The organism is Nonomuraea roseoviolacea subsp. carminata, from assembly GCF_024172185.1.
Classification (GTDB): Bacteria; Actinomycetota; Actinomycetes; order Streptosporangiales; family Streptosporangiaceae; genus Nonomuraea; species Nonomuraea roseoviolacea.
Genome location: NZ_JAMZEC010000001.1, coordinates 7,475,561 through 7,497,726, shown reverse-complemented (window position 1 = coordinate 7,497,726; position 22,166 = coordinate 7,475,561). Strand labels below are relative to the sequence as shown.

Genomic DNA, 22,166 nt, shown 5'->3' with positions numbered 1-22,166 from the left:
CTTACCTAATCCCCTGCTCGGCGGCCTGGAGCGCCGCCGCCGGACGGCCCCGGACGACCGCGAAGACGACGGCCGCGAGGGCCAGCAGCGCCAGCATGACGGCGGCCATCGGCGTCGCCGAGCCCGAGCCCACCAAGCCGACGAGCGGCGCGGCGAGGGCGCCCAGCGCGAACTGGAGCACCCCGAGCAGGGCCGAGGCGCTGCCCGCGACCTGCGGCGGCTGCCCGGCCAGGGCGAGCGCGCCGGTGCCCGGCAGGATGAGGCCCTGACCGCACATGATGACGAACAGTCCCGCCACGATCCCGGCCAGCCCCAGCCCGGTGACCGCGGCCGCCAGCAGCAGCGCGGCGCCCGCGACCGCGATGGCGAGACCCGTGAAGACCAGCCGCGCGGGCGCGACCCGGCCCGCGAGCCGCCCGCCGACCTGGGCCATGAGGGTCAGGCCCAGCGCGTTGAGCCCGAAGATCAGGGAGTACTGCTGGGGCGTGGCGTGGTAGACCTCCTGGATCACGAAGGGCGAGCCGGAGATGTAGGCGAACATCGCGGCGAAGCCCAGGCCCGCGGTCAGCGCGCTGCCCATGAACGGGCGGTCGCGCAGCAGCCGGCCGAAGGTGCGCAGGGTGTGCCCGAGCCCGCCGCTCTCGCGCTTGGCGGCCGGCAGCGTCTCGCGGACGCCCGCGACCACGGCCAGCAGCAGCACCAGGCCGGTCAGGCTGAGCGCGACGAACACGCCGCGCCAGGAGGTGAACGACAGGAGCTGGGCGCCGGCCACCGGGGCGAGGATCGGCGCGAGGCCGCTGACGAGCATGAGCGTGGCGAAGATGCGCGCGATGGCGGGGCCTTCGTACAGGTCGCGCACCACGGCGCGCACGATCACCAGGGCGGCGCCGCCGAGGACGCCCTGCAGCAGCCGCAGCGCGATCAGCACGGGCACGTTCGGCGCGAACGCGCACAGCAGCGAGGCCACCGCGAACCCGGCGACGCCGACCAGCAACGGCCCCCGGCGCCCGCGCACGTCGCTGACCGGCCCGGCGACAACCTGACCGGCGGAGACGCCGATGAGGCAGGCCGTCAGCGTGAGCTGCACCTGGGCGGGCGTGCTCAGCAGTTCCCCGGTGATGGCGGGCAGGGCCGGCAGGTACATGTCGATGGACAGGGGGCCGATGGCCGACAGCGCGCCGAGCACGAACAGCAGCAGGGCGCCGGACCGCTTCGCACGAGGGGCGCCCTCCTCACCGTTCGCCGACCCTGGCAGGCTGGATCCCGATGCCGCTGATGCGGATGGTGACGCCGGCGCCACGGACATGCGCGTACCCCTCTCCCTCGCAGGCGTGCGGCCCACGAGGGCCGAGGGAGATAAACAGCGGTAAAGTCCTCCTAATTCCCAGTCATCTGATTTTTACTGATTTTCGCGGAGCTGGATGACCGAGAGGGCCGCGCCCTGAGGGTCCTGGAACATCCCGAAGCGGCCCGGCGGCGAGTCCATGGAGTCGACGAACACCTCCGCGCCGTGCCGCCGGGCGGCCCCGATGGCCGCGTCGAGGTCGGCGACCGCGAAGTAGACCATCCAGTGCGAGGGCGTCTCCGGCGGGTACATCGGCCCCATCTCGATCATCCCGGCGACGGCCCGGCCGCCCGCGTGCCACTCGGTGTAGGTGACGCCGTCCATCTGCTGCGGGCGGGGCTCCCAGCCGAACACCGCGCGGTAGAAGCGCTCGGCGGCCTCGGGGTCGCGGGTGACGAGCTCGTTCCAGCAGAACGCGCCCGGCTCGTTGACCAGGTCGGCGCCGTGGTGGCGGCCCGCCTGCCAGATCGAGGCGTACGCGCCGTCCGGCGCCTGGAAGACCGCCATGCGGCCCTCCTCCATGATCTGCATCGGGCCCGCGACCACGGTGCCGCCGGAGTTCTTGACCCGGTCGGCGGTCGCGTCGGCGTCCTCGACGGCGACGTAGCTGTTCCAGTGGGACGGCATGTCCTCGTCGTGCAGGGGGCCCACGCCGGCGACGCGCCTGCCGCCGTGGAAGAACTGGCCGTAGCCCCCGGCCGCGGGATCGTCGCTCATCTCGGCCCGCCAGCCGAGGACCTCGCCGTAGAAGCGCACGGACGCCTCCACGTCCGAGCTCGACAGATCCACCCAGCACGGGACACCCGGCTCGTAGCCGCTGCGCTCTGACATGGGAACCCTCCTTGCCGTCCTCGCCGGCCGCCGCCCCCTCGCGGCTGCCGCCCGACTCGCCCCCGCCCTCAGGCTTTCACCCGGCCGATGGCCCCGCCGGGAAACGCGCGGTAAACAGGTGGCCATATCCGGCCAGCCCCGGGGACGCGGGCGGCGGGCCGGCGGCGCGCGGCCCGGGCTGCGCACGGGACCGCTCCGCGCAGTCCTTAGACTCGTGGCCATGGACTCCCCAGCCGTCGAGATCATCGGCCTGGTCAAGCGCTACGGCGGCACCACAGCGGTCGACGGCCTGTCGATGCGCGCCGCCCGTGGCGCGGTGACGGCCGTGCTCGGGCCCAACGGCGCGGGCAAGACCTCCACGGTCGAGATCTGCGAGGGCTTCCGGGAGGCCGACGAGGGCACCGTGCGGGTGCTGGGCCTCCCGCCCGCCACCCCGGCGCTGCGGCCCCGGGTGGGGGTCATGCTCCAGTCGGGCGGCGTGCCGCCGGCGACGCGCTGCGGCGAGTGGCTGCGCCTGGTCTCCCGCTTCTACGCCCGTCCGCTCGACGTGGACGCCCTCCTCGTACGGCTGGGCCTGGCCGCCCACGCGCGCACCCCGTACCGCCGCCTGTCGGGCGGCCAGCAGCAGCGGCTGTCGCTGGCCGCGGCGGTCGTCGGCCGGCCGGAGCTGGTCTTCCTCGACGAGCCGACGGCCGGGCTCGACCCGCAGGCCCGCCACGCCTGCTGGGACCTCGTGACCGACCTGCGCGCCGCGGGCGTGGCGGTGCTGCTGACCACGCACCACATGGACGAGGCCGAGCGGCTGGCCGACCACGTGGTGATCATCGACGGCGGGCGGGTGGTGGCCGAGGGCAGCCCGGCGGCGCTGACCGGGGCCGAGCGGCAGCTCCGCTTCCGCGCCCGGCCCGGCCTGGCGCTGGAGGAGCTGCTCAACGCGCTGCCGTCGGGCAGCGCGGCCAAGGAGTCGCCGGCCGGCCACTACATCGTGGAGGGCCTGGTGGGCCCGGAGCTGCTGGCCACGGTGACCGCCTGGTGCGCGGCCGAGGGCGTCACGGCCGACGACCTGCGCATCGAGCGCCGCACGCTGGAGGACGTCTTCCTCGAACTGACCGGCAGGGAGCTGCGATGACGACGCCGGACACGGCGGCCCTCGACCTCACCCCGGCGCCCGGGGCGGCGCCGTTCCCGCGCATGGTGCTCGCCCAGGCGGGCGCCGAGGTGCGCGCGACGCTGCGCAACGGCGAGCAGCTCCTGCTGACCCTGGTGATCCCGGTGCTGCTGCTGGCCGGGTTCACGCTGGCGCCGCTCATCGACGTCGGCGGCGGCAGCCGGGTGGCCTTCCTCGCGCCGGGTGTGCTGGCGCTGGCGGTCATGTCCACGGCCTTCACCGGACAGGCGATCGCGACCGGCTTCGAGCGGCGGTACGGGGTGCTGAAGCGGCTGGGGGCGACCCCGCTGTCGCGGGCCGGGCTCATGCTGGCCAAGACGGCGGCCGTGCTGGCGGTGGAGCTCATCCAGGTCGTGGTGGTCGTGGCCGTGGGGCTGGCGCTCGGCTGGCGGCCTCACGGGTCGTTCGCGGCGGCGGCGCTGCTCATCGTGCTGGGCACGGCGGCCTTCAGCGGGCTCGGGCTGCTCATGGCGGGCACGCTGCGCGCCGAGGCGACGCTGGCCGCGGCCAACCTCGTCTACCTGGTGCTGCTGGGGGCGGGCGGGGTGATGTTCCCGCTGTCGAAGCTGCCGGAGTCGGTGCGGCCGGCGCTGGAGGTGCTGCCCATCTCGGCGCTCACCGGCGGGCTGCGGACGGTGCTGTCGGGCGGCGCGCTGCCGCTGGGCGCGCTCGGGGTGCTGGCCGCGTGGGCGGTGCTGTGCCTGGGGCTGGCCTCGCGCACGTTCCGCTGGGAGTAACCCTACCAGCCGGGCCGCACGGGCGGGGCTCACCGGACGGCGCGGGCCTCAGGGGGCGCGCCACCTGCGGCGGGTCAGGGCCGCCACGGCGGTCAGCGGCAGTGCCACCGCCGCGGCCACCCCGAACAGCGGCCCGTACGCCCCGGCGCCCGCCAGCGGCCCGGCCGCCGACGACGAGACCGCGCTGCCGATGAACAGCGCCGCCGCGAAGAACGCCACGGCCGTCCCCCGCGCGTGCGGCACCGCCGAGGTCGCCCACGTCTGCAGCGACGAGTGCATGAACGACCAGCCGCCGCCGAACAGCAGCGCCGCCACCGTCACGGTCGCCAGGCTGACGTGGACGGCGACCAGCGCGTGCCCGAGGCAGAGCTGGGCGCCGCCCACGGCGATGAGCAGGGGCGCGGGCCGGCGCCGCGACACCCGCTTGACCAGCCGGGTCAGCAGCCACAGCCCCACGCCGTAGACCGCGGTGGCCAGGCCCGCCACCGCCGCGGTGACCCCGTGGTGCTGGAGCGCGGTGGCGAGGAACGGCAGGAGCCCCAGCAGGACGGCGCCCTCCACGAACGCCAGCCCGAACACCAGCAGCGCCCAGCGCTCCCGCAGCACCGCGCCGAGGTGGGCGCCGAGCCCGGCGACGGCGCCCCGGGGCGGCTCGGGCACCGAGCGCAGTCCGAGCGCGCAGGCCAGGGCGCACAGGGCGGCCGTGGTGAAGACGACGCGCCAGCTCACCAGGTCGGCCAGCACGCCGCCGAAGCCGGTGGCCACGGCCGTGCCGAGCGCGGTCGCGCCCATGAGGTCCGACAGGGCGCGCTGGCGGATCGGCGCGGCGACGGTGTCGCCGACGTAGGTGAGGGAGGTGGGGATCACCGCGCCGAAGCAGGCGCCGGCCACGACCCGCAGCGCGACCAGCGGGATCAGGCCCGGCATGAACGCCGAGGCCAGGCCCGCCGCGGTGGCGCCCAGCAGCGCGCCCCGCATCACCGGCACGCGCCCGTACCGGTCGGACAGCACGCCCCACAGCGGCTGGGACAGGCCGTAGGCGAGGTAGTAGCCGCTCGCCGCCGCGACGGCCGCGGCGAGCGTCACGCGCAGGTCCAGGGCGATCAGGACGAGCATCGGGCCGACGGCGAAGCGGTCGAAGCTGCTGACGAGGGAGGCGGCGGACAGCGCGAACGGCGGCCGCACCAGGGCGACGGGCTCGGCGGGTGCGGTCATGTCTCCAGCGCGTGACGGGGCGGTCAGGGGTACCGGCTTCCGGTCCTACCACCCTAGGTGGGGATATGTCGAGGTCATTGACTATCCTCGGCACATTGCCGCCATCGGCCTCTCTTTCGTCACACCCCCGCGAGGAGCATCGTGACCGACTTCGCCTTGGACGATCCGTTCGACCGCAGGTCCGGCCTGTCGCGGCCGGGCAACCTGCTGCGCTCGGCCGCCGGCTCCATTCCGCCGTCGGGGCTCGTCCTGCTGGGCATCTTCTCCGTGCAGCTCGGGGCGGGTTTCGCCAAGGAGTTGTTCGCGACGCTGCCGCCGAGCGCGGTGGTGTTCCTGCGCATCATGGCGGGCGCGCTGATCATGGGCGCGGTGGCCCGGCCGAAGCTGCGGGGGATGTCGTGGCGCGCCTGGGCGGTCGGGCTCGGCTTTGGCGCGACGCTCGGCCTGATGAACCTGACGTTCTACGAGGCGCTGTCGCGGCTGCCGATGGGCATCGCGGTGGCGATCGAGTTCCTGGGCCCGCTCGGGGTGGCCGTGGCCGCGTCGCGGCGCCGGCTGGACCTGCTGTGGGTCGGGCTGGCCGGGCTGGGCGTGGCGCTGCTCGCCCCATGGGGCCAGTCGCAGAGCGTGGACTGGGTCGGCATCGGCTTCGCCCTGGTGGCCGGCGCCTGCTGGGCGGCCTACATCCTGCTGTCGGCCGCGGCGGGCAAGCACTTTCCCGGGACGACCGGGTTGTCGTTCGCGATGATCGTCTCGGCCGTGCTGGTCGCGCCGGTGGGCCTCTCGACGGGCGGGACCGACCTGCTGCAGCCGGAGCTGGTGCTGATCGGGCTCGGGGTGGGGCTGCTGTCGTCGGTCATCCCGTACTCGCTGGAGCTGAACGCCCTGCGGCGGATGCCCAAGCACGTGTTCGGCATCCTCATGAGCCTGGAGCCGGCGGTGGCGGCGATGGTCGGGCTCGTGGTGCTGGGCGAGGTGCTGCACCTGCAGCAGTGGGCGGCGATCGCCAGCATCGTGGCGGCCAGCCTGGGCGCCACCCGGTCACGCTGAGCCGGGGCCCTGTCTCAGCGGCCCCTGTCTCAGCGCCCCCTGTCTCAGCGGCCCCTGACTCGACGGCCCCTGCCCCTACGGGCGGGGGTCCGGGGCGGCCCAGATGCCGCGGACGTGGCCGATGTGCTCGGCCATGATGCGTCCCGCGGCGTCGCGCTCGCCCGACTCCAGCGCGTCGAGCAGCGTCAGGTGCTCGCGGGCCGAGGAGACCAGCTTCTCGCCCAGAAGCTGGGACAGGCCGTAGAGGCGGGCCCGGTTGCGCAGGTCGGTGACCACCGACACCAGCCGGGAGTTGCCCGACAGCGCCAGCAGCTCCAGGTGGAAGCGCAGGTCGGCGTCCACGTACGCGAGCAGGTCGCCGCGCTCGGCGGCGGCCACGATGTCCTCGGCCAGCGGACGCAGCCGGGCGAACTCGGCGGCGGGCGCGTCGTCGGCCAGCCGCGCCACGGTCGGCACCTCGATGAGCCGGCGCAGCTCGGTCAGCTCGTCGAGGTCGCGCGCGGACAGCTCGGTGACCCGGAAGCCCTTGTTGCGCACGGCCTCGACCAGGCCCTCCTTGGCCAGGTCGAGCATCGCCTCGCGGACGGGCGTGGCCGAGACGCCGAACTGCTGCGCCAGCGCGGGCGCCGAGTAGACGACGCCGGGGCGCATCTCGCCCGTGACCAGGGCGGCCCGCAGCGCGTGGGCCACCTGCTCGCGCAGGCTCTGCCGCTCTCCGACCGCCGGCAGGTCGAGCCGGTGCTCCGCGCCCATCCGCTCATCCACTCCCAACGTCCCACGCCTCGTACGCGGCGGCGGCCACCACCAGGTCCTCCCACGCCATGCCCGTGCTCTTGAAGACGCGGGGCCCGGAACCGGGGGTCAGGCGGCCGGCGATCAGCTCGGCGAGGTTTCCGGCGAGATGACCAGTGGTGATCGTACCGTGGCCGATCGGCACGATCACGTCCCCCGCCTCGGCCAGGGCCGAGGAGCGGGCCTCGACCACCACGGTGGAGCGGGCGACGAGGTCGTCGTCCAGCTCGCGGGCGTCGGGCTCGTGGGAGCCGACGGCGACGACGGTGGCGCCGTCGCGCGGCAGGGCGCCGGGGAACAGCGGCAGCCGGGCGGTGGTGCAGCAGGCGATGAGATCGGCCCGGGAGACCGCCGCGCGCAGCTCCGGGCCGTCTCCGGTGAGGGGCAGCGCGCGGGCGCGCAGGCCCAGGGCGGAGCGGCAGTGGGCGGCCAGCGCCTCAGCACGGCCGGGGTCGCGGCCGGCGACGGTGACGCCGCGCACGGGACGCACCGCGGCGAGCGCCTCGGCGTGCCCGTACGCCTGCGGTCCCGTGCCGAAGACCAGCAGCTCGCGGGCGTCCGGCTCGGCCAGGTGCCGGACGGCCAGCGCGGAGACGGCCGGCGTGCGCAGCGAGGTGAGCGCCACCCCGTCGAGGGCGGCCAGCGGGGTGAGCGTGCCGCCGTCGAACAGCAGGTACGTGCCCTGGATGCGGGGCAGCCCGCGCCCGGGGTTGCCGGGGGCCACGGTGACGGCCTTGACCCCGGCGTAGCGGCCCGCGGCGGCGGGCATGAGCAGGAGCTGCCCGCCGGGCAGGTCGGCGGCGGTGCGCAGGGGCGTGTCCTCGGGGTCGAGCCCGCCGCGCAGCGCCTCCTCCAGGACGTCCACGGCCCGGCTCATGGGCACCAGCCGCCGCAGCGTCCCGGCGTCGAGGTACGGCAGGGCGGAGGCTACGGCGGGGTGCGGCTGGGGCTCCATGGTCAGATCATCCGTCACGGGGTCACCGCAGGACGAACCCGGCGCCGAGCGGGTCGTCCGGATCCAGCTCGAAGGTGTGCCGGCCGGTCCGGTAGGCCATGCCCTCGACCTCCGGCACCACCCCCTCCTCCGTGACCCGGGCGACGCGGGCCCGGAAGACGGAGCCGACGACGCTCTCGTGGACCAGCGGCTCCCGGACGCCCTCGTCGTGCAGGAGCGCCAGCCGCGCGGCCGTGCCGGACCCGCACGGCGAGCGGTCCACCTCGCCGTCGGCGAACACGGTGACGTTGCGCTGGCGGACGCGGCCGTCCTCGCCGGGCAGCTCGTCGTGGAAGATCACCCCGTAGACGCCGGACAGCCGCTCGTCCGTGGGATGCCGGGTGGCCGGATGGCCCTCCAGGTCGCGCTTGATCCGGCGGGCGCGGGCGATCAGCTCGGTCAGGTGCCCGGCGCGCGCCTCCAGCCCGACGGAGCGGGCCGGCAGGCTGGCGTAGACGGCGCCGCCGTAGGCGAGGTCCACGCTCGCGCCGTCGGCCGGGACGCCGCGGGCGAGCACGAACGACGGGACGCCGACGAACGTGACCGCCTCGATCCGCCCGCCGGAGCAGCGCACGCGGGCGGTGACGCGGCCCGACGGCACGTCCACGACGACGTCGGTCTCCCCGTCGGGCGCGGCGGCGACCAGGCCCTCGCGGACCGCGTGGACGCCGAGCGCGATCGTGCCGTGCCCGCAGGCGGTGGAGAAGCCGTCCTTGTGCCAGAACAGCACCCCGAGGTGGGCCCCCGGGTCGTCGGGCGGGACGAGGTAGCAGCCGTACATGTCGGCGTGGCCGCGCGGCTCGTGGCAGAGCAGCCGCCGCAGCCGGTCGGCCTCGCTCCCCGGGCGCAGGGCGTGCTCGCGGCGGTCGAGCACGCTCGCGCCGGGCAGCTCGGGGGCTCCGCCGGTGACGATCCGGAACGGCTCGCCGCCGGTGTGGTAGTCGGTCGTGGTGACGACGCCGGGTGCGCTCACAGCTCGAAGCCCTCCGGGAACGGGTCGCGCGGATCGAGGAAGTACTGGGCGGTGCCGGTGACCCAGGCGCGGCCGGTGATCGACGGCACGACCGCCGGAGCGCCGCCGACCGTGGTCTCCTCCAGCAGCCGGCCGACGAAGCGGGTGCCGATGAACGACTCGTTGACGAAGTCGCGGCCCAGCGGCAGCTCGCCGCGGGCGTGGAGCTGCGCCATGCGGGCGCTCGTGCCGGTGCCGCAGGGCGAGCGGTCGAACCAGCCGGGATGGATGGCCATCGCGTGCCGCGAGTGGCGGGCGTCGGAGCCCGGCCCGGCGAGGTAGACGTGGTGGCAGCCGCGGATGCGCGCGTCCTCGCGGTGGACCGGCTCGTCGGCGGCGTTGATCGCCGCCATGGTGGCCAGGCCGGCGGCCAGGATCTCGTTCTTGGCCTTGCGCTCGAACGGCAGCCCGTACGCGTCGAGGTCGACGACGGCGTAGAAGTTGCCGCCGTAGGCGAGGTCGTAGCGGATGTCGCCGTACCCGGGCACGGTGACGACGGCGTCCAGCCGGTCGCTGTAGGAGGGCACGTTGCGCAGCGTCACGGAGGTGGCCGTGCCGTCCTCGACGGCGACCTCGGCCACGACGAGCCCGGCGGGCACCTCCAGGCGCACGGTGGTGACCGGCTCGGTCACCTCCACCATGCCGGTCTCGACGAGCACGGTGGCCACCCCGATGGTGCCGTGGCCGCACATGGGCAGCAGCCCCGACACCTCGATGAACAGCACGCCCCAGTCGGCGTCCGGGCGGGTGGGCGGCTGCAGGATGGCGCCGCTCATGGCGGCGTGGCCGCGCGGCTCGTTCATGAGCAGCCGCCGGATGTGGTCGAGGTGGTCGCGGAAGTACACGCGCCGCTCGGCCATGGTGGCGCCGGGGACGACGCCGACGCCGCCGGTGACGACGCGGGTCGGCATGCCCTCGGTGTGGGAGTCGACGGCGTGGAAGACGCGCTTGGTCCTCATCGCAGGCCCTCCGCGAGCGCCTTCTCGGTGGCGGCGCGCACGACGGCCTCCTGATCGGCGTCCAGCGGGAGGCGCGGCGGCCGGCACGGCCCGCCGTGGCGGCCGGCGAGGTCCATCGACAGCTTGATGGCCTGGACGAACTCGGTCTTGGAGTCCCAGCGCAGGAGCGGGTGGAGCGCGCGGTAGAGGGGGAGGGCGGTGGCGAGGTCGCCCGCGGTCGCGGCCCGGTAGAGCTCGGCGCAGGAGGCGGGCAGCGCGTTCGGGTAGCCGGCGATCCAGCCGACGGCCCCGGCGACGGCCAGCTCCAGGAGCACGTCGTCGGAGCCGATCAGCAGGTCGAGGCCCGGCGCCAGCTCGGCGATCTCGTAGGCCCGGCGCGGGTCGCCGCTGAACTCCTTGACCGCGACGATCAGCCCCTCGTCGAAGAGCCGGGCCAGCAGGGCGGGCGTCAGGTCCACCTTGGTGTCGTAGGGGTTGTTGTAGGCGACGACGGGCACGCCAGCCCTGGCCACCTCGCGGTAGTGGTCGAGGACGGCGTCCTCGCCGGCCCGGTAGGCGTTGGGCGGCAGCAGCAGCACCGAGCCGCAGCCGGCCTCGCCGGCCCGCTCGGTCCACGCGCGCGCCTCGGCCGCGCCGTACGCGCCGACGCCGGCCATGACGTTCGCTCCGCCGACGGCCTCGACGGCGGTCTCCACCACCCGGGCGCGCTCCTCGGGCGTGAGGGTCTGGTACTCACCGAGGGAGCCGTTGGGCACGACCCCGTCGCAGCCGTTGCCGACGAGCCAGCGGCAGTGCTCGGCGTACCGGTCGAGGTCGACGGTGAGGTCGTCGCGCAGGGGCAGCGCGGTGGCCACCATGATCCCGTGCCAGGGTCGGACGCGGTCGCTCATGACAAGTCCTCCAGGTCGGAGGGGGTGCGGGCAGGACAGGGCGGCGCACCTCCCGCGCAGTAATATGTCACATACTTTTTGGCTTGAGAAGGGCGTTCCCCGGTGACGGGACCGCCCTCCCCGGCCCATACCATCGATGACGTGAAGCAATCCACGGCCCACCCGAACCGCCTCGTCCGGCTCCTGCTGTCGCCCTGGCACCCCACGGCGGAGTCGTTCAGCGGCTGGGCGCTCGCGTCCGTGGTGGCCAACGCCGGCATCACCGTGAGCGGCGCCGCCGTGCGGGTCACCGGCTCCGGGCTCGGCTGCCCGACCTGGCCGCGGTGCACGCCCGACAGCTTCGTGCCGGTGGCGCACCCCGAGCTGTCGATGGCCACCATGCTGGTCGAGTTCGGCAACCGGCTGGTCACGTTCCTCGTGCTGGCGGTCGGGTTCGCCTGCCTGGTGTCGGCGCTGCGGCTGCGTCCGGCCCGCCGCTCCCTGCTCCTGCTGACCCTGTTCCAGCCGCTGGGCGTCGTGGCGCAGGCGCTGTGGGGCGGCCTGGTGGTCAGGACCATGCTCAACCCGTTCACGGTCAGCGTGCACTTCCTGCTGTCAATCGGGCTGGTCGCCGCCTGCTGGACGCTCTACCGGCGCAGCCGGGAGGGCGACGGCCCGGTGCGGCCGCTGGTCCACCGCGACATCCGCCGCCTCGGCCACGTCCTGGTCCCGGCGGTGTTCGCCCTCCTGCTGGCCGGGGTGACGGCGACCGGCACGGGCCCGCACTCGGGCGACGAGCTGGCCTCGCGCTTCGACCTCGACATCGAGAGCGTGGTGCGGCTGCACGCCGACGTCGCCTACCTGGTGGTGGGGCTGACGTTCGCCCTGGCGTTCGCGCTGCGCGTGACCGGGGCCCCGCGCGAGGCCCGGCGGGCGGCGCTGGCCCTGCTGGGGGTCGAGCTGCTCCAGGGCGTGATCGGCTACACCCAGTACTTCCTGGCCGTGCCCGCGTTCCTGGTGGGGGTGCACGTCCTCGGCGCGACGCTGGTGTGGATCTTCGCGCTGCGCGCCGTCACGGCGCTGCGCGTGCGCGAGGCCGCCGAGGAGGCCCCCGCCCCCTCCCCCACCGGAGTGCCTGCCGCCGTCTGAGCGGTTATGCCAGGCTTTGGGGTGAGAAGTCGGCCACTCCCCCACCGAGGCGAGGTGCGGTTTGCGGAAGTTCGTCCGCCCCTTCTGGAAGGCTGCGCTCCGGGCCCGCCGCCCCTCCCGGACCGCCTTACGCCGGGCCTACCAGGGGTCGGTCCTGCTCAGCGTGCTCGCCCTGGCCCCCATGACCTGGGCCTGGCTCGGCAGCGCACCCCACCGCGCGGTCGCCGGCGCCCCGGGCTGGGAGGCCCGGGTGCCCGCCGCCGAGACCGCGCTCGTGCTCGGCGCCGGCCTGTACGGCGGCCGCCCCTCCCCCATGCTGGCCGACCGGCTCGACATCGCCGCCGCGTTGTACCGGACGGGCAAGGTCAGGGCCGTGCTGCTGTCGGGCGACAACAGCCGCAGGGAGTACGACGAGCCGTCGGCGATGGCCGACTACCTGGCCGCGCGGGGCGTGCCCCGGGAGGTCATGGTCCTGGGCTACGCCGGCTTCGACACCTGGGACTCCTGCGTACGGGCCCGCCAGGTGTTCGGCGCCCGCCGGGTGACCGTGGTGACCCAGGCCTTCCACCTGCCCCGGGCGGTGACGCTGTGCCGGGCGGCCGGTCTGGAGACCTTCGGCGTGGGCGACGACTCGACCCGGCGGTGGGCCGCCACCACCTACGTCTACGCCACCCGGGAGCTCGCCGCGACCGCCAAGGGCCTGGCCGACGCCCTGCTGCTGCACTCCGACCCGGTCTTCCCCGGCCCGCGCGAGACCTCGCTCACCACGATCCTGGCCCGCTCCCGCTGACCGCCGGGAACTGCGCCCGGGACATGCTCATGATCTCCAGCAGCGCCCGCTGCTCCTCGTGGAAGGCGTCCTCGTCCACCACGCGGCGCGCGGCCCGCTCGTGCAGCAGGCCCAGCTCGGTGGCGGCGAGCTGGTAGTCGCGCATGGCCCGCAGCCCGCGCTTGCCGCCGTGGGCGCGGGCCCACTGCCGGGCCTTGCGGCGCCGGGGCAGCGCGGACAGCATGTGGATGTCGCCGGCGTCGACCAGCCGCGTCGGCTCGTACGGCGGCAGGTAGCGCTGCAGGAGCGCGACGATGCGCCGCCGGTCGCGGAAGACCACCCCGATCAGCACGGCCAGCACCACCAGCAGCGTGGCGTAGGCGATCAGCAGGCCGCGGAAGCCGCCGTAGGAGACCATGCCGTTCCACAGGCCGTGCAGCACCATCGCGCCCGCCCAGCCGGCCATGATGGAGAAGACCCGCTCGGGCCCCTGGCGCTGGGCCGCGTAGGCCACCGCCACCCCGATCATCGAGGTGAACAGCGGATGCGCGAACGGCGACAGGATGCCGCGCAGCACCACGGTGACGGCCAGGCCCACGCCGCCGGCCTCGGAGTTGAGCGCCTGGACGTAGTAGCTGACGTTCTCGCTCATCGCGAAGCCGAGGCCCACCATGCTCGCGTAGATGACGCCGTCGGTGGGCCCGTCGAGCTCGGCCCGGCGAAAGCGCAGCAGCCCGAGCAGCACCAGGCCCTTCATGGTCTCCTCGACCACGGGCGCGCCGAAGGTGGCGACCAGGTTGCGGGCGCTGGCCGCCGACACGTTCGCCGTGTCGGTGACGTAGTGCAGGTTGAGCGAGTTGACCAGACCGGCGACCAGCACGGCGACGCCCGCGCCCCAGGCGAAGGCGAAGATCAGGTTGCTGCGCGGCTCGGGCTCCATCCGGTCGAGCGCGAGCACCGCGGCCAGCAGCAGCGGCACGGGCGCCAGGGCCAGCACGAGCGCGATGACGAACTGCACGGGCGCGCCGTTGATCACGTCGAAGGAGAGGGAGACGAGCGCGCAGATGCCGGTGAGGACCAGCCCGGTGATCAACGCGAACGACGGGCGGTCCTTCAACACCCAGCGTGGATCACGGGACGTCATACGGTGACTTTAACGGATCACGGTGCAGGTGTCCCGCGCGGGAGGCCGCCCCGGGACCCGGCACGGTCAGGACAGCAGCGGGTCGATGGCGACGGCGAGGAACAGCAGCGCCAGGTAGGCGTTGGACCAGTGGAAGAAGCGCATCGGGCGCAGCGCGACCCCGGTTTTGCCGGCGTTGAGCCTGGCCAGCAGGCGGTGCACCTCCCACAGGCACATGGCACCCAGCACCGCGGCCACGATCGGGTAGAACAGCGTGGTCCCGGCCACCGGCCACAGGGCCAGCGAGCACAGCACGGTCGCCCAGGTGTAGGCGATCGACTCCAGGATCACCCGGCGCTCGGTGGCCACGACGGGCAGCATCGGCACCTTCGCCGCCGCGTAGTCCTCCTTGTAGCGCATGGCCAGCGTCCAGGTGTGCGGCGGCGTCCAGAAGAACACCACGCCGAACAGCACCAGCGGCGCCCAGTCGAGCCGGTCGGTGATCCCGGCCCAGCCGATCATCACGGGCATGCAGCCGGCGATGCCGCCCCACACGATGTTCTGGGCGGTGCGCCGCTTGAGGATCATCGAGTAGACGAGGACGTAGAACAGGATCGCCCCGGTGGACAGCATGGCGGCGAGCCAGTTGGTCGTCACCCACAGCCCGAGCAGGGACAGCACGCCGAGGACGATGCCGAAGATCAGCGCCCCGCGCGGGGAGACCTGGTGCCGCGCCAGGGGGCGGCGCCGGGTGCGGCGCATCTTCTGGTCGATGTCGCGGTCGACGTAGCAGTTGAGGGCGTTGGCGCTGCCCGCCGACAGCGTGCCGAACACCATGACCGCGACGGACGTCCACAGCGGCGGCAGCCCTCCGGCGGCCAGGAACATCACCGGCAGCGTGGTGATGAGCAGCAGCTCGATGATCCGCGGCTTGGTCAGGGCGATGTAGGCCTTGACGACCATGCCGATCGAGCGGCCGCTCGGGCGCGGCGCATCCTCCGCCGGAGCGGGGGCCGTCGCCTGCCTGTTCGTCAGCACCGTCAAGGCGCTTCCAGCACGTGCGGAGTCAACGCGTAACCTCTGATTAGAGCGGATCCGTGGACGGGGCGCCGTGGCGGCCCTGCGGACAACAACCAAACTGTAGTCGCAGGGTCGGCCGGTCCGGCCAATGGGGGGCTCGGGGCCGGGCGTCACCACACAGGGAACACGCGTGGAGGGAGTGGGGAACGTTCGGCGTCGCCACTCGGTTAGGGTCCGGTGTGGGCGGGATATGCCAAACCGGCACCATCCAATGACAACTAGATTCCGGAGATCGAGCACTTGAGCACCGAACTCGTGCCAGCCCTCGAATGGACCGACCTCGACAAGAAGGCGGTCGACGTCGTTCGAGCCCTGGCCATGGACGCAGTGGAGAAGGCGGGCTCGGGCCACCCCGGCACCGCCATGAGCCTGGCACCCGCCGCATACCTGCTTTTCCAGCGTACGATGCGCCACGACCCGACGGACCCGACCTGGATCGGTCGTGACCGTTTCGTGCTGTCGTGCGGGCATTCGAGCCTGACCCTGTACATCCAGCTCTATCTGTCGGGTTACGGCCTCACGCTGGAGGACCTGGAGCGGCTGCGCCAGTGGGACAGCCGTACCCCCGGCCACCCGGAGCACGGCCACACGGCCGGCGTGGAGACCACGACGGGCCCGCTGGGCCAAGGCCTGGGCAACGCCGTGGGCATGGCCATGGCCGCCCGCCGCGAGCGCGGCCTGTTCGACCCCGACACGGCGCCGGGCGCCTCGCCGTTCGACCACCACATCTGGTGCTTCGTCAGCGACGGCGACATCGAGGAGGGCATCAGCCACGAGGTGAGCGCCCTCGCCGGCCACCAGAAGCTGGGCAACCTGACGGTCGTCTACGACGACAACCACATCTCGATCGAGGACGACACCCTCATCGCCAAGTCCGAGGACGTCCTCAAGCGCTACGAGGCGTACGGCTGGCAGACGCTGAGCGTCGACTGGACCGAGACCGGCGACTACGTCGAGGACGTGCAGGCGCTGCACGCCGCGCTGGAGGAGTCGCGGGCCGAGACCGACCGGCCGACGTTCATCCGGCTGCGCACGATCATCGGCTGGCCCGCGCCCAACAAGCAGAACACCGGCAAGATCCACGGCTCCGCGCTCGGCGCCGAGGAGGTCGCCGCCACCAAGCGCGTGCTCGGCATGAACCCCGACAAGAGCTTCGACGTCCCGGCCGAGGTGCTGCAGCACGCCCGCGGGGTGGCCCGCCGCAACCACGAGGCGCGCGCCGAGTGGCAGAAGTCCTACGACGCCTGGCGCGAGGCCAACCCGGAGCGCGCCGCCGAGCTCGACCGCATCTCCGCCCACCGGCTGCCCGACGGCTGGACCCAGGCGCTGCCGCAGTTCGAGAAGGGCGCCTCGATGGCCACCCGCAAGGCCTCCGGCGAGGTGCTCAGCTCCCTGGCGCCGATCCTGCCGGAGCTGTGGGGCGGCTCGGCCGACCTGGCCGAGTCCAACAACACCACGATGAAGGGCGAGCCGTCGTTCATCCCGGAGGAGTACCAGACCAAGGAGTTCCCGGGTAACCGCTACGGCCGCACGCTGCACTTCGGCATCCGCGAGCACGGCATGGGCGCGATCCTCAACGGCATCGCCCTGCACGGCGGCACCCGTCCCTACGGCGGCACGTTCCTCGTCTTCTCCGACTACATGCGCCCCTCCGTGCGCCTGGCCGCGCTGATGAAGCTGCCGGTCACGTACGTGTGGACGCACGACTCGATCGGCCTCGGCGAGGACGGCCCGACGCACCAGCCGATCGAGCACCTGTGGGCGCTGCGCGCGATCCCCGGCCTCGACGTGGTCCGCCCGGCCGACGCCAACGAGACCGCCTACGCCTGGAAGACGGTCCTGGAGCACACCGACCGGCCGGCCGCGCTGGCGCTGACCCGCCAGAACCTGCCGGTCTACGAGGGCACCAGCGCCGAGGGCGTCGCCCGCGGCGGCTACATCCTGCACGAGGCGTCCGACGCCCAGCCGCGGGTGATCCTCATCGCCACCGGCAGCGAGGTCGAGCTGGCCGTCAACGGCCGTGAGCTGCTGGAGGCGCAGGGCATCCCGACGCGGGTGGTGTCGATGCCGTGTGTCGAGTGGTTCCACGGGCAGGACTCGGCGTACAGGCAGAGCGTGCTGCCTCCGTCGGTCAAGGCCCGCGTCGCCGTCGAGGCGGGAGTCGCGCTGGGCTGGCGGGAGTTCGTCGGCGAGCACGGGGAAGTGGTGAGCCTCGAACACTTCGGCGCCTCCGCGCCGTACAAGACGCTGTACGAGCAGTTCGGGCTGACGGCCGAGAGAGTCGCGGCGGCGGCCAAGGCCAGCCTGGCCAAGCTGGGCCAGGACAAGGGTGAGACGACGGGAAACTGACGATGAGCGAGATCCTCAACAAGCTGTCCGGCCAGGGCGTGTCCGTCTGGCTGGACGACATCAGCCGCGAGCGGCTGCGCACGGGCAACCTGGAGCAGCTGATCCGCGAGAAGAACGTGGTGGGCGTCACCTCCAACCCCACCATCTTCGCCAGCGCGCTCAGCAAGGGCGACGCCTACGACCAGCAGATGCACGACCTTGCCGTGCGCGGCGTCGAGGTGGGCGAGGCGGTGCGCGCCATCACCACCTACGACATCCGCTGGGCGGCCGACGTGCTGCGCCCTGTCTACGACGCCACCAACGGCGTGGACGGCCGCGTGTCGCTGGAGGTGGACCCGCGCCTGGCGCGTGACACGGACAAGACGGTGGCCGAGGCCCGCGCGCTGTGGTGGCTCGTGGACCGGCCCAACCTGTTCATCAAGATCCCGGCGACCGTCGAGGGCCTGCCCGCGATCACGCAGGCCATCGGCGAGGGCATCAGCGTCAACGTCACGCTGATCTTCTCGCTGGAGCGCTACCGCGCGGTCATGGACGCCTGGCTGGCGGGTCTGGAGGCGGCCCAGGCCAAGGGCCTCAACCTGGCCACGATCGAGTCGGTGGCCTCGTTCTTCGTCAGCCGGGTCGACACCGAGATCGACAAGCGGCTCGACCAGCTCGGCAAGGCGGAGCTCAAGGGCCAGGCGGGCATCGCCAACGCGCGCCTGGCGTACGCGGCGTTCGAGGAGGTCATGGCCTCCGAGCGGTGGCAGCGGCTGCGCGCCGCCGGCGCCCGCCCGCAGCGCCCGCTGTGGGCCTCGACCGGCGTGAAGAACCCCGAGTACTCCGACACCATGTACGTCGACCAGCTCGTCGCTCCCGGCACGGTCAACACGATGCCGGAGAAGACGCTCGACGCGGTCGCCGACCACGCCCGGGTCACCGGCGACACGGTCCGGCCGTACTACGAGCAGGCGTGGAACACCATGGCCGCGCTCAAGGAGGCCGGGGTCGACTACGACGACGTCGTCCGAGTGCTCGAGGACGAGGGCGTCGACAAGTTCGAGGCCTCGTGGGACGAGCTGCTCGAGAGCGTCCGCAAGAACCTGGTCCCCTGATGTCCGCTCCTTCGAGGGACGTCAGTGACCATGCGGAGGGGGTGGCGTGCGCCGCCTCCTCCGGCGGCGCACCGCTCGCCGTAGCACAGGAGGCTTGAGATGACAGACCCGCAGGCGCCCGCGGAGGGGGCGCAGGCTGTGGACAGCACGGTCCAGAGCGCGGTCGACGCGGCCACGCCGGGCAAGGGCAACGGGCCGGCCGGGGCGTCCGCCGCGGCGTCGGCGGCCACCTCGGTCGCCGGCACCTCGACCACGATCGAGGCGGCCGCGGCCAACCCGCTGCGCGACCCGCGCGACAAGCGGCTGCCGCGGGTGGCGGGGCCGTGCGTCATGGTGCTGTTCGGCGTCACGGGAGACCTGGCCAAGCGCAAGCTGCTGCCGGCGATCTACGACCTGGGCAACCGGGGGCTGCTGCCGCCCGGCTTCTCCCTGGTCGGCTTCGCCCGGCGCGACTGGAAGAACCAGGACTTCGCCCAGCTGACGCACGACGCCGTCAAGGAGCACGCGCGGACGCCGTTCCGCGAGGAGGTCTGGAAGCAGATCCGCGAGGGCATCCACTTCGTGCCCGGCGAGTTCTCCGACGACGGGGCGTTCGACGCGCTGGCCATGGCGCTCAAGGAGATCGACGAGACCCGCGGCACGGGCGGCAACTACGCGTTCTACCTGTCGGTGCCGCCGAAGTTCTTCCCTGTGGTGGTGGAGCAGCTCAAGCGGACGGGACTGGCCGACGCGCCGCCCGGCTCGTGGCGGCGCGTGGTCATCGAGAAGCCGTTCGGGCACGACCTGCAGTCGGCCCACGAGCTGAACGAGATCACCACCTCGGCCTTCCCGGAGAGCTCGATCTTCCGGATCGACCACTACCTGGGCAAGGAGACGGTCCAGAACATCATGGCCCTGAGGTTCGCCAACAACCTCTACGAGCCGATCTGGAACCGCAGCTTCGTCGACCACGTGCAGATCACGATGGCCGAGGACATCGGCATCGGCGGCCGGGCCGGCTACTACGACGGCATCGGCGCGGCCCGCGACGTGATCCAGAACCACCTGCTCCAGCTGCTGGCCCTGGTCGCGATGGAGGACCCCACCTCCTTCGAGGCGCAGTCGCTGCGGCGGGAGAAGGAGAAGGTGTTCAAGGCGGTCCGGCTGCCGGGCGACCTGGCGGCCAACACGGCGCGCGGCCAGTACGCCGCGGGCTGGCAGGGTGGCCAGAAGGTCGTCGGCTACCTGGAGGAGGACGGCATCCCGCCGGACTCCGTGACCGAGACGTACGCGGCCGTCAAGCTGGAGATCGCCAACCGGCGCTGGGCCGGGGTGCCGTTCTACCTGCGCACCGGCAAGCGGCTCGGCCGGCGGGTGACGGAGGTGGCCGTGGTGTTCCAGCGGGCGCCGCACCTGCCGTTCTCCAAGGACGACACCGAGATCCTCGGCCAGAACGCGCTGGTCATCCGGGTGCAGCCGGACGAGGGCATCACGGTGCGGTTCGGCTCGAAGGTGCCGGGCACGGCCATGGAGGTGCGCGACGTGTCCATGGACTTCGCCTACGGCGAGTCGTTCATGGAGTCGTCGCCGGAGGCGTACGAGCGGCTGCTGCTGGACGTGATGATCGGCGACCCGCCGCTCTTCCCGCACCAGCGCGAGGTCGAGCTGTCGTGGAAGATCCTCGACCCGATCGAGGAGTTCTGGGCCACGCAGGGCCAGCCGGAGCCGTACCCGTCCGGTTCGTGGGGGCCGCCGTCGGCCGACGCGATGATGGCGCGCGACGGCCGCGTGTGGAGGAGACTCTGATGACGACCTTCATGCTGAGCGACACGACCGCGGGGAAGATCGCCGGCCAGCTCACCCTGCTGCGCCACCAGATGGGCGCGCCGGCCATCGGCATGGTGCTGACGCTCGTCGTGATCGCCGAGGAGCGCGACCAGTACGACGCGCTGCGGGCGGCCACCGAGGCGGCCCGCGAGCACCCGTCGCGCATCCTCGTGGTGATCAACCGGGAGACCGACGAGCCGACCCGGCTCGACGCGGAGCTGCGCATCGGCGAGTCCACGCCGGGTGAGGTGGTCGTGCTGCGCCTGTACGGCGAGCTGACCGACCACGCCGACTCGGTGGTGAGCCCGCTGCTGCTGCCGGACACCCCGGTGGTGGCCTGGTGGCCGGGCAAGGCGCCCGACGTGCCGGCCAAGGACCCGATCGGGATGCTCGCGCAGCGGCGCATCACCGACGCCCGCATGTCGCCCGACGGCGGCGTCAAGGCGCTGGCGACCCGGGCCAAGGGCTACGCGCCGGGCGACACCGACCTGGCGTGGGCCCGGCTGACGCCGTGGCGCAGCCTGCTCGCGGCGGCCTTCGACCAGCCCGTCGGCAAGGTCCGCAAGGGCCAGGTGGACGCGGCCTCGGGCAACCCGAGCGCTCCCCTGCTGGCGGCGTGGCTGTCCGAGCGGCTCGGCACCACGATCAAGGTCGGTGACTCGGCCGGTCCGGGCCTGACCTCCGTGCGGCTGACCACGCCCGAGGGCGACCTGTCGGTGGCCCGCGCCGACGCCCGGCTGGCGACGCTGTCCCGGCCGGGGCAGCCCGACCGGAACGTGGCGCTGGCCCGGCGGCAGACCCCCGAGCTGCTGGCCGAGGAGCTGCGGCGGCTCGACCCGGACGAGACCTACGAGCAGGCCGTCAAGCGGCTGGCCCGCTCGTACAAGTCCTGACGTCCGGACCGGTTCGATGGAAGCGGCCGGGCGCCCCTCGCGGGGCGCCCGGCCGCTTCCGCGTTCGTCGCCCCACTCCGCGGGGCGTGGCGTGGCCGGGGCCGCGGGGATGGAAGACTGGTCCCCGTGAGCGTTCCAACCGTAGTCGTCCACCGTGACGCCGACATCCTGGCCAAGGCCGTGGCCGCGCGGATCATCACCCGGCTCGTCGACGTCCAGTCCGCCAAGGGCACCGCGTCGCTGGTGCTGACCGGCGGCACGATCGGCATCGCCACCCTGGCGGCCATCGCCGGCACCCCCGCGCGCGACGCCGTCGACTGGCGGCGCCTCGACATCTGGTGGGGCGACGAGCGTTTCCTGCCCGACGGCGACCCCGAGCGCAACGAGACGGGCGCCCGGCGGGCGCTGCTCGACCACGTCGACGTCGACCCGGAGCGGGTCCACGTCATGCTCGGCCCCGACTCGGGGCTGACGGCCGAGGAGTCGGCCGACGCCTACGCCACCGAGCTGGCCAAGGCGGCCCGGCCCGAGGACCACGGGCCGTCGCCGTCGTTCGACGTGACGCTGCTCGGCATGGGGCCCGACGCGCACGTGGCCTCGCTGTTCCCCGGCATGCCGGCGCTGTACGACACGCGGCCGGCGGTGGCCGTCCACGGCGCGCCCAAGCCGCCGCCCACCCGCATCTCGCTCACGCTGCCCGCGCTCCAGGCCTCCCGCGAGGTCTGGGTGATCGCCGCGGGGGCGGAGAAGGCGGGCGCGGTGCGGCTGGCGCTGTCGGAGTCCGGTCCGGTGCAGGTGCCGGCGGCGGGGGCGCGGGGGCGCTCGCGCACCCTGTTCCTGCTGGACCGCGCGGCGGCCGGCAAGATCCCGCCCGGCCTCGGCCGCCTGGCCTCCCCCTGAGCCGTCAGCCCTGAGCGGTCGGCCCGGAGCC

20 protein-coding genes are annotated in these 22,166 nt (G+C 73.7%); 10 read left to right on the top strand and 10 right to left on the bottom strand.

Annotated features, from left to right (window positions below; translation table 11 throughout):
• Position 1: 1 nt before the first annotated feature.
• Positions 2-1,306 (bottom strand): multidrug effflux MFS transporter, encoded by a 1,305-nt coding sequence (locus HD595_RS34825; RefSeq protein WP_253776563.1) that lies wholly within the window; start codon positions 1,304-1,306, stop codon positions 2-4.
• A 93-nt stretch (positions 1,307-1,399) separates the two neighbouring features.
• Positions 1,400-2,176, bottom strand: a complete 777-nt coding sequence (locus HD595_RS34820) for a VOC family protein (RefSeq protein ID WP_253776561.1) — start codon at positions 2,174-2,176, stop codon at positions 1,400-1,402.
• Between the two features lie 220 nt (positions 2,177-2,396).
• On the opposite strand from HD595_RS34820, the gene HD595_RS34815 reads away from it, so the two are divergent.
• Together HD595_RS34815 and HD595_RS34810 are read left to right on the top strand one after the other, a co-directional pair.
• Positions 2,397-3,305, top strand: a complete 909-nt coding sequence (locus HD595_RS34815; RefSeq protein ID WP_253776559.1) for an ABC transporter ATP-binding protein — start codon at positions 2,397-2,399, stop codon at positions 3,303-3,305.
• Entirely contained in the window at positions 3,302-4,081 is a 780-nt protein-coding gene (locus HD595_RS34810; protein ID WP_175601209.1) for an ABC transporter permease, read from the top strand. The genes HD595_RS34815 and HD595_RS34810 overlap by 4 nt, the downstream gene beginning before the upstream one ends.
• A 48-nt stretch (positions 4,082-4,129) precedes the next feature.
• Here HD595_RS34810 and HD595_RS34805 read toward each other — a convergent pair whose 3' ends face one another.
• Entirely contained in the window at positions 4,130-5,296 is a 1,167-nt protein-coding gene (locus HD595_RS34805; RefSeq protein ID WP_253776557.1) for an MFS transporter, read from the bottom strand.
• A 141-nt stretch (positions 5,297-5,437) separates the two neighbouring features.
• Here HD595_RS34805 and HD595_RS34800 point away from each other — a divergent pair, with 141 nt between their 5' ends.
• Entirely contained in the window at positions 5,438-6,346 is a 909-nt protein-coding gene (locus HD595_RS34800) for an EamA family transporter (RefSeq protein ID WP_253776555.1), read from the top strand.
• Positions 6,347-6,421: 75 nt separating this feature from the next.
• On the opposite strand, the gene HD595_RS34795 is transcribed toward HD595_RS34800, so the two are convergent.
• The 5 genes from HD595_RS34795 to HD595_RS34775 are packed head-to-tail and all read right to left on the bottom strand — an operon-like array spanning position 6,422 to position 10,993.
• The gene (locus HD595_RS34795) at positions 6,422-7,099 is read right to left on the bottom strand and encodes a GntR family transcriptional regulator (protein ID WP_253776553.1); all 678 of its coding nucleotides are present in this window, start codon (positions 7,097-7,099) and stop codon (positions 6,422-6,424) included.
• 4 nt (positions 7,100-7,103) lie between these two features.
• Positions 7,104-8,111 (bottom strand): ornithine cyclodeaminase family protein, encoded by a 1,008-nt coding sequence (locus tag HD595_RS34790; RefSeq protein ID WP_253776551.1) that lies wholly within the window; start codon positions 8,109-8,111, stop codon positions 7,104-7,106.
• A 4-nt stretch (positions 8,112-8,115) separates the two neighbouring features.
• The gene (locus HD595_RS34785) at positions 8,116-9,105 is read right to left on the bottom strand and encodes a proline racemase family protein (protein ID WP_253776549.1); all 990 of its coding nucleotides are present in this window, start codon (positions 9,103-9,105) and stop codon (positions 8,116-8,118) included.
• Positions 9,102-10,103, bottom strand: coding sequence for a proline racemase family protein (locus tag HD595_RS34780; protein WP_253776547.1), 1,002 nt, complete (start codon positions 10,101-10,103; stop codon positions 9,102-9,104). The genes HD595_RS34785 and HD595_RS34780 overlap by 4 nt, the downstream gene beginning before the upstream one ends.
• Complete coding sequence (locus HD595_RS34775; RefSeq protein ID WP_253776545.1) at positions 10,100-10,993, bottom strand: dihydrodipicolinate synthase family protein; 894 nt, start codon at positions 10,991-10,993, stop codon at positions 10,100-10,102. The genes HD595_RS34780 and HD595_RS34775 overlap by 4 nt, the downstream gene beginning before the upstream one ends.
• A 141-nt stretch (positions 10,994-11,134) precedes the next feature.
• On the opposite strand from HD595_RS34775, the gene HD595_RS34770 reads away from it, so the two are divergent.
• Both HD595_RS34770 and HD595_RS34765 read left to right on the top strand, forming a co-directional pair.
• Positions 11,135-12,121, top strand: a complete 987-nt coding sequence (locus HD595_RS34770) for a COX15/CtaA family protein (RefSeq protein WP_253776543.1) — start codon at positions 11,135-11,137, stop codon at positions 12,119-12,121.
• Between the two features lie 61 nt (positions 12,122-12,182).
• Positions 12,183-12,911 carry a SanA/YdcF family protein gene (locus tag HD595_RS34765; RefSeq protein ID WP_253776541.1) on the top strand — a complete coding sequence of 243 codons (729 nt, stop codon included), beginning with the start codon at positions 12,183-12,185 and terminating at the stop codon, positions 12,909-12,911.
• Here HD595_RS34765 and HD595_RS34760 read toward each other — a convergent pair.
• Positions 12,883-14,034 (bottom strand): PrsW family intramembrane metalloprotease, encoded by a 1,152-nt coding sequence (locus HD595_RS34760; RefSeq protein WP_253776539.1) that lies wholly within the window; start codon positions 14,032-14,034, stop codon positions 12,883-12,885. The genes HD595_RS34765 and HD595_RS34760 overlap by 29 nt on opposite strands.
• Positions 14,035-14,100: 66 nt before the next feature.
• The gene (locus HD595_RS34755; RefSeq protein ID WP_253776537.1) at positions 14,101-15,057 is read right to left on the bottom strand and encodes a heme o synthase; all 957 of its coding nucleotides are present in this window, start codon (positions 15,055-15,057) and stop codon (positions 14,101-14,103) included.
• Positions 15,058-15,411: 354 nt separating this feature from the next.
• On the opposite strand from HD595_RS34755, the gene tkt reads away from it, so the two are divergent.
• From tkt to pgl, 5 genes are all read left to right on the top strand, one after another.
• Positions 15,412-17,442: a transketolase gene (gene tkt / locus HD595_RS34750; protein WP_253781414.1), complete on the top strand. Its 2,031-nt coding sequence runs from the start codon at positions 15,412-15,414 to the stop codon at positions 17,440-17,442.
• Positions 17,443-17,444: 2 nt separating this feature from the next.
• Positions 17,445-18,536 carry a transaldolase gene (tal, locus tag HD595_RS34745; protein WP_253776535.1) on the top strand — a complete coding sequence of 364 codons (1,092 nt, stop codon included), beginning with the start codon at positions 17,445-17,447 and terminating at the stop codon, positions 18,534-18,536.
• Positions 18,537-18,635: 99 nt separating this feature from the next.
• Positions 18,636-20,321 (top strand): glucose-6-phosphate dehydrogenase, encoded by a 1,686-nt coding sequence (gene zwf, locus HD595_RS34740; protein ID WP_253776533.1) that lies wholly within the window; start codon positions 18,636-18,638, stop codon positions 20,319-20,321.
• Positions 20,321-21,235, top strand: coding sequence for a glucose-6-phosphate dehydrogenase assembly protein OpcA (locus HD595_RS34735; RefSeq protein ID WP_420540733.1), 915 nt, complete (start codon positions 20,321-20,323; stop codon positions 21,233-21,235). Before zwf ends, HD595_RS34735 begins: the two co-directional genes overlap by 1 nt.
• Positions 21,236-21,361: 126 nt before the next feature.
• Positions 21,362-22,135, top strand: a complete 774-nt coding sequence (gene pgl / locus HD595_RS34730; protein WP_253776531.1) for a 6-phosphogluconolactonase — start codon at positions 21,362-21,364, stop codon at positions 22,133-22,135.
• Positions 22,136-22,166: the final 31 nt, after the last annotated feature.